10 protein-coding genes are annotated in these 13,298 nt (G+C 66.9%); 8 read left to right on the top strand and 2 right to left on the bottom strand.

Going from position 1 to position 13,298, the window contains the following annotated elements; translation table 11 throughout:
• Positions 1-93 precede the first annotated feature (93 nt).
• The 7 genes from ACOYYX_RS35545 to ACOYYX_RS35575 all read left to right on the top strand — a co-directional run bounded on the left by ACOYYX_RS35545 (position 94) and on the right by ACOYYX_RS35575 (position 9,967).
• The gene (locus tag ACOYYX_RS35545; protein ID WP_422927395.1) at positions 94-789 is read left to right on the top strand and encodes a class I SAM-dependent methyltransferase; all 696 of its coding nucleotides are present in this window, start codon (positions 94-96) and stop codon (positions 787-789) included.
• Positions 790-883: 94 nt separating this feature from the next.
• Positions 884-1,228: a TMEM14 family protein gene (locus tag ACOYYX_RS35550; RefSeq protein WP_422927396.1), complete on the top strand. Its 345-nt coding sequence runs from the start codon at positions 884-886 to the stop codon at positions 1,226-1,228.
• A 242-nt stretch (positions 1,229-1,470) separates the two neighbouring features.
• Positions 1,471-3,435, top strand: a complete 1,965-nt coding sequence (locus tag ACOYYX_RS35555; RefSeq protein ID WP_422927397.1) for a DUF1549 domain-containing protein — start codon at positions 1,471-1,473, stop codon at positions 3,433-3,435.
• Between the two features lie 49 nt (positions 3,436-3,484).
• Positions 3,485-4,774 (top strand): DUF1501 domain-containing protein, encoded by a 1,290-nt coding sequence (locus tag ACOYYX_RS35560; protein WP_422927398.1) that lies wholly within the window; start codon positions 3,485-3,487, stop codon positions 4,772-4,774.
• Between the two features lie 698 nt (positions 4,775-5,472).
• Positions 5,473-6,570, top strand: coding sequence for a hypothetical protein (locus ACOYYX_RS35565; RefSeq protein WP_422927399.1), 1,098 nt, complete (start codon positions 5,473-5,475; stop codon positions 6,568-6,570).
• A gap of 1,027 nt (positions 6,571-7,597) precedes the next feature.
• A complete protein-coding gene (locus tag ACOYYX_RS35570; RefSeq protein WP_422927400.1) occupies positions 7,598-8,542 on the top strand; it encodes a hypothetical protein in 945 nt (314 codons plus the stop codon).
• 459 nt (positions 8,543-9,001) lie between these two features.
• Positions 9,002-9,967: a hypothetical protein gene (locus ACOYYX_RS35575; RefSeq protein ID WP_422927401.1), complete on the top strand. Its 966-nt coding sequence runs from the start codon at positions 9,002-9,004 to the stop codon at positions 9,965-9,967.
• Between the two features lie 244 nt (positions 9,968-10,211).
• Here ACOYYX_RS35575 and ACOYYX_RS35580 read toward each other — a convergent pair whose 3' ends face one another.
• Together ACOYYX_RS35580 and ACOYYX_RS35585 are read right to left on the bottom strand one after the other, a co-directional pair.
• Complete coding sequence (locus ACOYYX_RS35580) at positions 10,212-11,126, bottom strand: hypothetical protein (RefSeq protein ID WP_422927402.1); 915 nt, start codon at positions 11,124-11,126, stop codon at positions 10,212-10,214.
• Complete coding sequence (locus ACOYYX_RS35585; protein ID WP_422927403.1) at positions 11,123-11,839, bottom strand: helix-turn-helix domain-containing protein; 717 nt, start codon at positions 11,837-11,839, stop codon at positions 11,123-11,125. Before ACOYYX_RS35585 ends, ACOYYX_RS35580 begins: the two co-directional genes overlap by 4 nt.
• A gap of 291 nt (positions 11,840-12,130) precedes the next feature.
• Between ACOYYX_RS35585 and ACOYYX_RS35590 the strand changes: the two genes are divergently transcribed.
• Entirely contained in the window at positions 12,131-13,288 is a 1,158-nt protein-coding gene (locus ACOYYX_RS35590; protein ID WP_422927404.1) for a hypothetical protein, read from the top strand.
• Positions 13,289-13,298: the final 10 nt, after the last annotated feature.

Raw genomic sequence — 13,298 nt, forward strand, 5'->3', positions numbered from 1 at the left:
GGACTCATGACCCCACGCACGCTTGCCACGACGACGCCGAGTGCAGGCCGGCGTCTCGATCCTTCGCGAACATCCCCGGGAGGACACCTTGCCATGAACGCGGAATCGATCGACTACCTATCGGCCCTCGAAGGCTACGCACTTTGGGCCTCCAGCTATGACGACGACGGGAACCCCCTCATCGCCATCGAGGGCCCGGCCGTCGCGGACCTCTTCGGTCCGATCGCGGGGAAGGCCGTCCTCGACCTCGGCTGCGGGACGGGGAGGCATACCCTGGCACTCGCCGAGGCCGGGGCCGACGTCACCGCGGCCGACCAGAGCCCCGAGATGCTGGAAAAGGCCCGCCAGAAACTGGCGTCGCACCCGGTCACCTGGGTCCGGCATGCCCTGCCGGCGCCGCTGCCTTTTGCGGACGGGAGCTTCGAACTCGTCGTGCTCGGCCTGGTGACGGAGCACATCGCCGACCTCGACGGCCTCTATCTCGAGCTCGCCCGGATCCTCAGGCCAGGCGGTCGGACGATCATCTCATCCCTGCACCCCGACCGGACGGCCGAGGGGCATCGCGCCCGGTTCATCGACAAGGAGACCGGAGAGCGCCGGCCGATCCTCGGCTATCACAGGACGGTTGAGGACTACAACATCGCGGGGGATAAGGCCGGGCTCGAACTCGAGGGCGAGCGGACGTTGATCGTGACGCCCGACGTCGGTGATCGGTTCCCGAGGGCCGTCCCCTACATCGGCCAGGCGCTGGGGTGGGTCGGGGTGTGGTCGAAGCCGAAGGTCGCTTGAGATGATCCCGATGACTTGACGACCCGGGCGGCCCGCTCGAAGATGGGGTCGCAACAGTGCCATCCGCAACCCGCGACTCCAGGGCCGTTTCACGATGCTCAGTCCGATGGTGGGTCAGGTCGTCCTCGGGATCTACGCCGGTCTCCTCGCCGCCGGCGGCCTCGTCGGTTTCCTCAAGGCGAAGAGCCGGCCCTCGCTGATCGCGGGGATGGTGAGCGCCCTGGCGGCGCTCGTCGCCCTGGGGCTCTCGGCCGCCGAGGTCTCGGTCGGCTTCCCGCTCGGTTTGGTCCTGTCCGTGATCCTGTGCGGGTTCTTCGGGTATCGCTTCGCCCGCAAGGGGGCGAAGTTCATGCCGAGCGGCCTGATGGCGATCGTCAGCTTCGCTGTCATCGTCGTCTTGATCGCCGTGCTCCTCGGCAACTCGCCGAAGGTCGCCTGACCCCGCTTCGACCCCTCCGATCCGCCTCGCCCGCACGCCCAAAGGGTGCGCACATCCTGATCCTTCGAGTCCAGGTTTAACGCGACGAGATGCAAGCCGACGCCGGGCAACGATTCCGGGCCCGGCGGCGATACTCGGGGGCCCGGCCCGGGTTTACTCTGATATCAAGGCAAGGCAACTCGGCCCCTCCCGGCCGAGCCCCCCCGTCGTCGTGAATCTGGATTGGAAAGGACGATAGAGGCATGGCGCATCCATCTCCGTGGCGTGCAATCTGGCTCCGCACGATCGCCGCCACGCTCGCGCTCGCGTCGGCGACCCTGATCATGCCGGCCGTGGCCGCCGACGCCGACGAGAAGAAGGGGCCGGAGGATCCGAAGGCCCAGGCCAATACCCCCGACGCTTCCAAACCCGGCGATCCGACCTCCGCCAAGCCCGACGACGAGGAAAAGGCCAAGAAGAAGGCCGAACGCCAGGCGAAAGCCAAGGCCAAGGCCAAAGCCCTCGCGAACAAGGCGAAGGCCATCGCCAACAAGGCGAAGAAGGCTGAGGATGAGAAGCCCAAGGGCAAGCTCCCCGAGCGCCCGAGCAAGGTCGTCGCCAAGCCGACCCTGAATCACGAAGAGCTCGACTCCTTGCTCGACAAGGCGCTCGCCTCCGAGAAGGTCACGCCGGCAACCCTGACGAATGACGTCGAGTTCGTGCGCCGGATCTACCTCGACATGGTCGGCAAGCTGCCGACCCCCGAGCAGGCCCGCGCCTTCGTGCAGACGACGGAAAAGGACAAGCGCGGCAAGCTGATCGAGCACCTCCTCATCAGCGAGGACTTCTCCAAGAACTGGGCCCGCTACTGGCGCGACGTGATCCGCTTCCACGCGACCACGCAGAACGCGAACCGGATCCACTACGACAAGCTCGAGGAGTGGCTCACCTCCGAGTTCTCCAGGAACGCACCCTGGGATGACGTGGCCCGGGGGATCATCACGGCGACCGGGCGCGACGACGAGCAGGGGGCGGTGAACTTCGCCCTCGCCCACGAGGCGAAGCCGGTCGAGATCGCCGGCGAGGTCTCGCGGATCTTCCTCGGCGTGCAGATCCAGTGCGCCCAGTGCCACGACCACCCGACCGACTCCTGGAAGCAGCAGCAGTTCCACGAGTTCGCCGCCTACTTCGCCGGGATCCGCCAGCGCCGGGTCGAGAAGCCGGGGATGGGGCAACGCGCCGTCTTCGAGGTCATCACCCCGGGCAAGCCACGCTACACGATGCCCGACAAGAACGACCCGCAGAAGCAGATCTTCGTCGCCCCCAAGTTCTTCCTCGACCCCAAGGCCGAGGTCCTCGCCGAAGGCTTCCCCGCGACCGACCGGCTCGCGACCGTCGCCTCTTATGTGACCGGGCAGGACAATCCCTGGTTCGCCAAGGCGTTCGTCAACCGGATCTGGTATGCGTTGATGGGCGAGGGGTTCTACAACCCGGTCGACGACATCGGCCCCGAGCGGACGGCCAGGACCCCCGAGGTGCTCGACGCCCTCGCCTCCGAGTTCCAGAAGGGGGGCTACGACGTCCACTGGCTCTTCCGCGTGATCCTCAACAGCCGGGCCTATCAGCGCGAGGTGCGGTCGACCTACACGGCCTCGGGCCGGACGTCGTTCGCCTCGGTCTGCCCGAGCCGACTCCGGGCCGACCAGATCCTCGACTCGCTCGCCCAGGTCCTCAACCTCCCCATCGGCAACAACGCGAACGCCAACGCCGACGCGAATGACAAGGCGATGGCGAAGGGCAAGGGGGGCAAGGACGCGGACGCCGCGCTCGCCAAGGAGTTGAAGGGGGCCGTCGCCAAGACGAAGGGGGCCCAGCGCAACGGCGGGGCGAGGGGGGTCTTCATCAGCCTCTTCGGCGTCGACCCGTCCACGCCCAACGACGACGTCCTCGGCACGATCCCGCAGGCCCTCTTCCTGATGAACAGCCCGCTGATCAACAACGCGATCCGGGCCAACAACAAGACGGTCCTCGGCCAGATCCTCGCCGCGAACCCGGATAACCGCGACGCGCTCAACGCCCTTTATATCCGCACGCTCTCACGCGAGCCGACCGCCAAGGAAGTCCAGGTCTGCGGGCGATACCTCGACAAGGTCGGTGACCGTCAGGAGGCCTTCGAGGACATCCTCTGGAGCCTGATCAACTCGACCGAGTTCATCACCAGGCGCTGAGCGTATCCACCCTAACAGACATTCTCATGAACATGAGGCTTTGATCATCATGTTGGAAAAGACGATCGTCAAGGTCGCGATGAGCGGCCGGGGTGTGCTCGGCCGACGCGGGTTCCTCCGGGGGATCGGCCTCGGCGCCGCGGGGCTCGCCGGGCTCAGCTTCACGGACATGATGGCCCTGCAGGCCGAGGAGCTGCGCAAGCGGCAGATGGCCTGCATCATGCTCTGGATGGCCGGCGGCCCGAGCCAGATGGAGACCTTCGACCCCAAGCCCGACCACGCCAACGGCGGCGGCACCAAGACCATCGAGACGGCCGTCCCCGGCATCAGGATCGCCGCGGGGTGGGAGAAGACCGCAGCGGCCATGAAGGACATCGCCCTCATCCGCTCGATGTCGAACAAGGAAGGCAACCACGAGCGGGCGACCTATCAGCTCCACACCGGGTACACCCCCACCGGCACGGTGAAGCACCCGAGCTTCGGCTGCAACCTCGCCAACGAGCTGGGCGACCCCAAGTTCGACCTGCCCCACATCGTCAGCATCGGCGGCAACTCCGTCGGCGCGGGGCTGCTGGGCGTCGGGCTCGAGCCGTTCGTCGTCCAGGATCCGACCAAGTCCCCGGCCAACGTCAAGCCGCCCGTCGCGACCTCGCGGTTCTCCAGGCGGCTCGGCCTGATGCAGGCCCTCGAGCATGGGGCCTTCGAGCGGACCGGCGGCGCCGATCGGGTCAAGGACCACACGGCCCTCTACAAGCAGACGGCCGGCATGGTCCTCTCGCCTCGGATGAAGGCGTTCGACCTCGAAGGGGAAGACCCGACGCTCCGCGCCGCCTACGGCTCGAGCCCCTTCGGGCAGGGGTGCCTGCTGGCCCGACGCCTCGTCGAGACGGGCGTCACCTTCGTCGAAGTCCGCTCGGGGGGTTGGGATACCCACCAGGAGGTCCACGAGCGCGTCGGCAAGAACGCCTCGCAGGTGGATCCAGGGTTCGCCACGCTCATCAGCGACCTGAAACAGCGTGGGATGCTCGACAAGACTCTCGTCATCTGGATGGGCGAGTTCGGCCGGACCCCGAAGGTCAACCCGAACGCGGGGCGCGACCACTTCCCCAGGGTCTTCAACGTCGCACTGGCCGGCGGCGGGATCAAGGGGGGGCAGGTCATCGGCGAGTCGAGCGTCGACGGGACTGAGGTCAAGGAGCATCCGATTGCCGTCAATGATCTCCTGACCAGCTTCTGCCACTCGCTGCATATCAACCCGGCCAAGGAGAACATGAGCCCCCTCGGCCGGCCCATCAAGATCGTCGACGGGGGCAAGCTCGTGAAGGAGCTCTTCGCCTGACACCGGCCGAAATGACTTTGGCCTTGACCCTCGGGCCACTCCCGAAACTGGCCCGAGAGTTGCAATGGTTCGTCTGCTGTCTCCTCCGAACCGGGGAGGCGGGAGGCGAACCTTTGTCTTTTCCCCGTGTCTCGTTATTTATGCTTATTAGCCAATCTATGCATTACCTCCGAAGTCACCAAATCACCCATTTTGACACAAGGTGATTGACGGCTTGCCATAATGGAGACGGCGCCTGGGATTGGAAAAAGCAGGGATCGGTTTGGCCATTCTTACAATGGGGCGTGCAGCTTGTACAAGCTGCACGACGATCACGACCGCTGCGCCCGTCACAACGAGGGCCAACGACTTGCGCCGTGTTAAGTTTGATTTCTTCGTAAATTTCATGTCCGGTTAGACTTAACTTTGCGATGCGGGGCGGGGGCGAAGCGGCCTCGGCGAATCCTCGCGTCGTAACACGCCTGCGGCACGTCGATTGCTCACATTAGAGGACGCTCCCGCTAAACAACCTCCCCACCCCTCTCCAGAGATTCCCAGGAAGGGAGTCGCCGGCGAGTCTCAAGGATTCTTTCCTCCGGATCGGGTCGTCCCGACCACCGCAATCGGAGGATGAGGCGGAAGCTCGAACCGAAGGCGTGGTTGCGGTGGTGCTTGCCCTCGAAATGGGCGACGATGACGTCTCGAACAGGAGGTTCGCGATGGGTGCCGTGAAGACCTTCAGCCTATGCTTCCTCAGCTTTGCACTACTCGGTCAGGTTGCCCAAGCGGATCCCGTCCCCTGGACTTGGTGGTTGACGGCCAACTCCGACTACGCCTCGTCCTACAACAACGCCCTGAACTCGCAGAACTCGTTCACGGCCATGTCGGCGTTCAGCGCCCCGATCACGGCGGCCACCGGGCCGGCCCCGATCTCGACGCCGGCACCCGCCCCCACCCAGACGGCCACCCCGGTGATGCTCGTGAGGGCCGTCAACCCGGTCGACGCCGCTCCCGCCTCCGCCCCGGCCCCCGTGAGCTACTCCGCCCCCTCGGCCGAGACGCTCCAGGCCGCTCCCGCCGCCACCTTCTCCGCCACGTCGACGGCCCCCAAGGCTGACGCCTTCCTGAACCTCGGGCCGGGCCCTTATGCCAACGACAGCCTGATCACGACGGGCAACACGCAGCCCTGGTACAACAGCCCCCAGATCACTTCGATCTTCGGCGGCACACCCACGAGCCAGCAACAGGCCGACTTCGCCAAAGGAGTGCTCCAGGATGTCCAGCAGACGTTCAACCTGAGCGGCGTCCCGGTCAACCTGACCACGGACCCGAGCGTCCCCGCCGCCCACACGTTGAGCCTGGTCTCGAACACGGCGGCCAAGCTCGACCCCACCGCGATCGGCATGACCGAGATCGGCGGCAGCGGGTTCAGCTTCATCAACAACATCGCCCCGTCCGCCTCGAACCTGTCGCAGCTCCAGTGGATCGTCGCCCACAACATCTCGCACGAGCTGATGTTGGCCTTCGGCGTCCCCGAGGACTACGACACCTCGGGCAACTACATCGACGCCAGGAACGCGAGCTGGTCGATGATGGTCAACCCGAACTCGACCTTCAGCCCCGATGCGGCCAAGGCCTTGCTCGCCAGGAACTTCCAGGGCAACACTGACAACAGCATCCAGGGTGCTCAGGTCCTCCAGGCCCAGACCATCCCCGAACCGACCACCTATGCGTTCTGGACCCTGACCCTGGCCGGGATCGCTCTCATCCGCCGGAGGAAGTTCCGCCGGATGGCCGCCTCCCAGGTCGGTGCCTGACGCCCCCGAAACGAACCAACGCGACGAGTTCAGTCGAGAGCCGTGCTGCCGAGGTGTTCGAGTCGTCCCTGACGACCGACCCCGGGCCGCACGGCTCGCCTCGTTTCGAAGTCGGTAGGTTCCCAAGGGCGCATCCCTTGTAAGCAAGGGAATCGTTTTCCAGCGGATTGACAATCTTGCAAACGCGGGTCCGACTCGACTTGAGTCTTTTTTTGAATTTTTTCGAGATTTTGTCGGCGTCCCCGAATTGATTACGATTGGCAATACCCTCGCGAAAAAGGCCCCTCCCAGGCCCGTCGAGGCGGATCGGGCAGGGGATGGGCCGTCGGCACTCCGAGCCACCCTCCGGCCCTGGAACGGGCCCTTGCGTCCCGATGCGCTCATCACTGCGCAATCCTTGGATCCGACTCCCGACTCCCGACTCCCGGGACCGGACCACGGGCTCCCATCCGCGGGCTCGGCCAGGGGGCCAAGGCCAGGTGCAAATCGCGACCTATCTCCAAATCCAAGTTTTTTCACTTTGCGATATCACTCGGATCAGGGGCTGACTTCGGACGTCGCTTTCCCGGTCTAATAGGATGGGGCCTCCTCCCGTCTCTCCCCGGGCCTTCCATCGAGGGTCGACATCGCGGGCTGCTCCTTAGGAATCAAGGCTCGACGGGAAACCGGACATCCCGACCGCGCGTCCGGCGAGCCGTCGTGGCCTCGGGATTGGATCCGCAGACGGAGGCGGGGGCGTGTCATCCTTTTTCTAGGAGATCCAGGGCCTGTAGGAATCGTGCGCGATCGGCGTCGAGGCCGCTTTGTTCCGTTCGCGCCGGTTTTTCGCAAGATGCCAGTCCTCGCGGACCGATGTTTGGGGACATCGGCCGAGGAGATGAGTCTCCTCGACGCGGTAGCGTCGCCGCCCCGTCCGCGGGGCTGAGGCTGACGTCCGTATGCATCGTTCTCGGGCCTAAGCGGGCCCTTCAACGTCGGCCCGAGGTTCCCGAGGGAACTCGGTTCGCAATCGGGAAAGGAGTTCCCAATGCGTCGCCTCGCTCGAGTTGGCCTGGCCTTCTGCGGCCTCGCCCTGACGACCCCCGCCTCCGTTTGGGCGCAGTCGCCCGCGTCACCCAACTCCGTCGGCCTGACCTATTCCGCACCCGCTCCGAATCGGACGGCCGCGAAGTCGACGAAGCCCACGAAGCCCAAGAAGTCGACCAAGTCGAAGACGGCCAAGGCCCCGTCGCACCGCCACGAGCGCGACTGGCTCGGCCGCGAGATCGTCTGCCCGGCCTGCCAGTACAAGCAGGCGATGGCCGACGGCGCGTCCGTCCCGCCGCCGCCGGGCATGCCGACCGCCACCCAGATCTCGCAGGTCGAGAAGGGCAAGATGGTGGTCGAGGGGCAGGGGACGGCCAAGTTCCGCTCCAACAGCGGGGCCCTGTCCTCGGGCGCCGAGATCTATGTCTCGAACGGCAGCGGCCAGCCGGTGCTGCTCGACCGTCGCCAGGTCACCCCGGAGATGGCGAGCTTCCTGAACCAGCTCCCGACCCCGGCGAACGGCTCGCTGATGGTGAACGCGAGCGACCTCCCCGGCTACGTCGTCTCGAAGGGCGAAGCCCCGGGCGTCGCGGTCGCCGACATCACGGGCGAAGGCTCGGGCCCCGCGCCCGTCGGCGTCTCGGCCAACCGCGGCGGCCCGTTGCGGATGGCCGGCCGTCGCCAGGCCGCCCCGACCGACGGCTCGGTCACGCCGACCAGTATGCCCGCCGCCAGCAACCCGATCGACCCGGGCCCGTCGGGCAACCCGAAGATCCTGATGCACCTGTTCGGCGTCTCGGCCTTCACCCGCGACATCCGCGAAGGCTTCCAGATGAACGAGCAGAAGAAGCGCGACAAGCACGCCGCGATCTCCTACGACGCCGCGGCCCAGAAGGTCACCGACCTTCCCGCCTCCGTCGTCTACGGCCAGGGCGGCGCCCGCTGAGCCCGCCAGGGCCCGGCGACGCCGCAAAATCGCGACGATCGATCCGAGCCGACCCCGCTTCACTCGAAGCGGGGCCGGCTCGCCCTTGCGCCCGAGGATTTCTCCAGAAACGGGGGCCTCGGGCCGATTGTTTATGTCTAGGCCGCCCTGGACTCGAATCGAGCCCCCCCGGGATCGACGAGAGGGAATCCGGTGGCGCGAGTCGCCCCGACATCTCGCAATATGTGGGCATGTTGCGCGTCGGGGGTTGGACTCGAACTCGGGCCTCGAGGCACCGCGAGCAGGCGAGGGCGGGGGATCGGCATCGACCTCCCCGACCCGCATCGGCCGATGGCCGTGCTCCGGGCGCCGAGAAAAAAAAGCCGGCGTACTCCGCGCGTAGGAAGGCGTGGGGGACTGCCGCTCGCTGATTCCGAACACTCCAGGAGGGATACACCGAACGATGTAAAGGGAGTGACCATGCGTTTCGGAACGAAGCGAGGAATGGCGTTGGCGTTCACCCTGGCGTCGCTGATGGTTGCCGGCATGACCGGCTTCGCGCAGGCCGACGGTTTCCACTCGATCCCGCGAGAGGTCGAAGCGGTCGACCTCAACACCGGTGGGCCTTACTTCGCCCCGCCCGTCCCCTACGGCCACTATGCCAAGGACAATTCTCACCTTGGCCTGCTCTACTCGCCGCTCGGCCTGGTGAAGGGCAAGCTCGGCGGCCTCTTCCACCACGGCTGCTCCGGCCCCGGCTGCGGCCTCGGCGGCCACGGCAAGGGTTGCGGCCTCGGCAAGGGCTGCGGCCTGGGTGGTTCCGGCCTCGGCTGCGGCGATGGCCACTGCGGTGCGAAGGATCCTTGCTTCACCTGCGGCGGCTCGGGCTGCGGGCTCTGCAAGGGCAAGAAGATCCTGCACGGCCTGAAGGACTCCTGCGGTAGCTGCGGCACCGTCGCCGGCCCCGTGCTCGCCACGGCCCAGTCGTCCCCGGTCGCCTCGCCCCAGGTCATCCCCTCGGGCCAGGGCGTCGTCATCTCCGACCCCTGCTCGGAACCCGGCTGCTTCCTCAAGAAGCGGCACTTCCACCGTCGCGGCCTCGGCTGCAACCGCTGTGCGGGGAACGGCTGCGGCAGCTGCCTCGACCCCTCGCTCTCCGCGGGTAAGCTCTGCGGTGGTTGCTTCGGCAAGGGTTGCGGCGCTTGCGGCGGATGCGGCATCCTCGGCGGCTGCGGCCTCCTCAACGGTGCGGCGGGCAAGGCCCACTCGATCCTCGGCCTGCCGCACGCCCTGATCGGCAAGCTGCTCCACAAGGGCGAGATCGAGTACTTCGTCGGTGCGGGCGGGCCGGTCCCCATCACCCCGGGATATGTCCCCTACGTCGTCACCACCCGCTCGCCCCGCGACTACTTCGCCTTCCCCCCTATGAGCGACTCGCAGCCCTGATCGGGCGATCGCACGCTAATGTTTCCAACCGAGGCCCGGCGGATAACGCCGGGCCTCTTTTCGTTTCGAAAGGCCGTCCTCGACCGGCGAACCGGACTTCGCGAAGGCCCCTTCTCGAACGCTGAGGGATCCTCTCTCCAGGACATGAGGGTGACGACGCCGGAGCGAGGACCGCTCGAGATCGCTGGGCGCGCAACGGTTCTGTTCCCGAGGGCTCGGGGCAAAGACTCAGGCAGTGGGTTGATTACTTGTCGGTCGACGGGCGGGAATGATCGTTGTTCGAGCCATTCTGATTGTTCTGGCGCAGGATCTGGTCGAGGGTCTGCGGGAGCGTGCTGTTGTTCATCGGGCCCAGGTTGTTCTGCGGGCCCTGCGGCACCGGGATGAACTCGGGCACCGGGATGTACTGGATGTTCGGGGTGTTCGCCAACTGGCGGACCCACATCATGACCTGATTCAGGCTGGCGCGCAGTTCCTTCACGTCCTTGCTCAGGGACTTGTCCCGCGAGCCAAGGTCGCTCTTGAGGATCTCGACCTGGCGGCGGAGCTGCTCGAGTTCCGACTCGGGGGCGTCGGGATTGGCCGGAGGCTGATCGGGGCCGGGGTTGCTGAGCCGATCCTCGAGCTTCGCGAGCCCGGCCTCGAGGCGGGCGACGAGCAGCTCGGGGACGCGGTCGGGGGCTCGTTTCGGGGCCGTCTCGGGGGCGGGCTTCGGGGCCGGGCTCGCGGCGATCTTGAGGGTCCTGTCTTTCTCGATGGCCTCGTTGCGTGCGACCTCGAGCTTATGGGTCAGCTCGCGCCACTCGGCCTCCCGGCGCGCGTCGGCGGCCTCGAGGGTCCGGATCTTGCCTCGCTGGTCGTTCCAGGCGACCCCGACCGCGACGAGAACCGTCGCCGCGGCGGCGAGGGGCAGGGGGCTCCGGACCCACGATTTCCGGGCCGTCGGCGGGGGTAGGATGGCCGGGCCTCGGCGTTGGGTCTTCGGGGCCTCCTGCCGCGGCGGGATCACGTCGAGCATGCCTCGCGTGCGATCGCGGAGCCCTTCGAGGAAGAGGCTCGCCTCGCTCGATGGCTCGTTCAGCTCGCGGCGGATCGATTCGGTCGCGCCGTCGCCCCTGTCCGCCAGGAAGTCGACGATCAAATCGAGTTTCGTCCTCATCGGATCGCCCAGTCTCTCGGGACAAGGTTCAGGCAAATGATCCAGGCGGCGGCCCACTCCTCGACCAGCTTCTTGATCCCGTCGACGCCCAGGACCGAGCGCGGGGGATAGCCGAGAGATTCCTCGGCCCGCTTGAGGATGCGGGCGGCCTCGGCCTCGAGCTGTTCGCGGTTCCTCGCGCGGAGGGCACGCTCCCAGTACGGTTCGGCAAATAAGTGATAGAGGCACCAGAAGCGTTCGTGGTCGATGGGCCCCGGCTCGAGGCTCGGGTCCAGGCGGGCCCGCACGTGCGTGAGGGCCGCGAGGTAGCCCTCGAGCGCGAGCTGGTGCCGGATCGGGAACGGCAGGTCGTCGAAGTCGCTGCGGAACTCGATCAGGACGAGGACGAGGTGGCTCAGGGAGATGCTGCCGCCGGTCGTCCACCGGGCCACCGCCGAGCGGTCGACGCCGATCCTGCCGGCGAGCTCCTGCTGGGACCACGACTGCTCCGAGAGCTTGCCGTCGATCCAGCCGCCGATCGCCTGGCAGCAGATCCGCGCGGGCCCGTCTCGGAAGCGACGTGCCACGCTCTCGCCGAGGTCTTCCTGGCGATCGAGCTTGAGCTTCCGCACGAACTTATCCGCGAGGAATCGGTAGACCTCGTCGCAGGTCGGCTTGCCCGCCGCGGGAACGGGGGCGTGCCGCCCGCGACTGCCGGCGGAAGCGTCCGTCATCAGAGTCCCCATCGCCGCCTCATGGGAATAACCAGGGGCCGGGGCGTGGCGCCGCCGTCCGATCGCGTCGGGCGTGCTCCGGCCCCCTTGCCAAAGCTGGATTGTAACCGAATTCGGCGCGGTCGGCGTGAGCACAACTCACGTTCTGGAGGCCCCGAATGGCCCCGGAAAGTTGTGAATGGGACTCACGCCTTTCCCCGGTTTCGGCGCCTACGATTCGGGCATGTCCGTCGTCCTCACCACAACGAGAGGCGAGGAGAGTCCCCCGCCTCCGAACCGGGAGCATCGCCCATGCGGATGTGCCTGCCCACGCCGATCCGCCTCCTCGGCCATGCCGCGATCGTCGTCACGGCGTTCGCGATCGGCCTGGGCCGCTGGCAGGGGAAGACCGAAGAGACTCGCACCCCGGCCTTCCCCCGCTACCTCGGCATCAGGAAATATCACGTCCTGCGGGACGACCGCCGCACCCCCGCGCTCGATCTCGAGTCGGGCGATATCAAGCACTTCAGCATACCTTCGACCGACTCACTCGAAGGGGCGACCTGCTCCCCCTGGCGCGACGCCCTGGGCCGCTTCCACGTCGTCGGGACCTGGAAGTCACTCGCCCCGGGGGGCTGGGACTCCCGGCCGAAATTCGGCCTGGCGCGGTTCGCGGTCCCCGGCGGCGAGGCGCTCGACCGCATCGAGTTCGAGACGAGCGTCGCCGACCCGCCCTGCTGGGCCCCGGACCATTCTGGTCAGGTCCTCTTCGCGGGGGGCGACTGGCGGATCCGGTCGGTCCGCTTCGACTCCAACCAGCCCGAGTCCTTTCGCAAGAAGGCCTCGCCACGCATCCACAAATTATTCTGGAAGCCGACGACGCCCCGGGAGCATCAATTCGTGACGAGCCACATGACCTGGCCCAACGACGAGAGATTCTCCCGGATCGTCGTGGTCTCCGCCGTGGACAATTCAACGATCGCACACTTAATTGGACATAAAGTTATAGATCTGCCGATCCCCCGCCACCGGCTCTGGTGGGTCCGGCTCGACGGGTCGCGCGAGTCGATCGAGGCCGTCGGACGGCTCTGGCCCGCGGACCCGTCCGCGGACGAGCTCTACGAGGACAGGCATCCGAACGTCGGCAGGGCCGCCGACGGGGGCCTCGTGCTCGCCTTCATCAGGCGGAACGCGCTGACCCGGAAGGCCAGGCTCGCGCTCGTCCCCCTGGAGTTCTCCGAGGAGACGCGGACGCCGCAGGCCGACCCCGCCCGGCTTGTCGAGTGCGGCGAGCCCTGCGTCTCCAGCCCCCCCGGGTTCTCGCCCGGCGGGGAGTGGGTCTACGCCTTCGAGAAAACTGACGCCCTGCCCGCGAGGATCGCCCGCCATGACGTCCGGAGTGTCATGGGGCAGTCACGTCCGACGGCACAACCGCTACAATCAAAACAGTCGCTCGCTTCCACCGAATGATCACATCGAG

The sequence above is a fragment of the Singulisphaera chitinilytica genome (genome assembly GCF_049331405.1).
Classification (GTDB): Bacteria; Planctomycetota; Planctomycetia; order Isosphaerales; family Isosphaeraceae; genus PoT.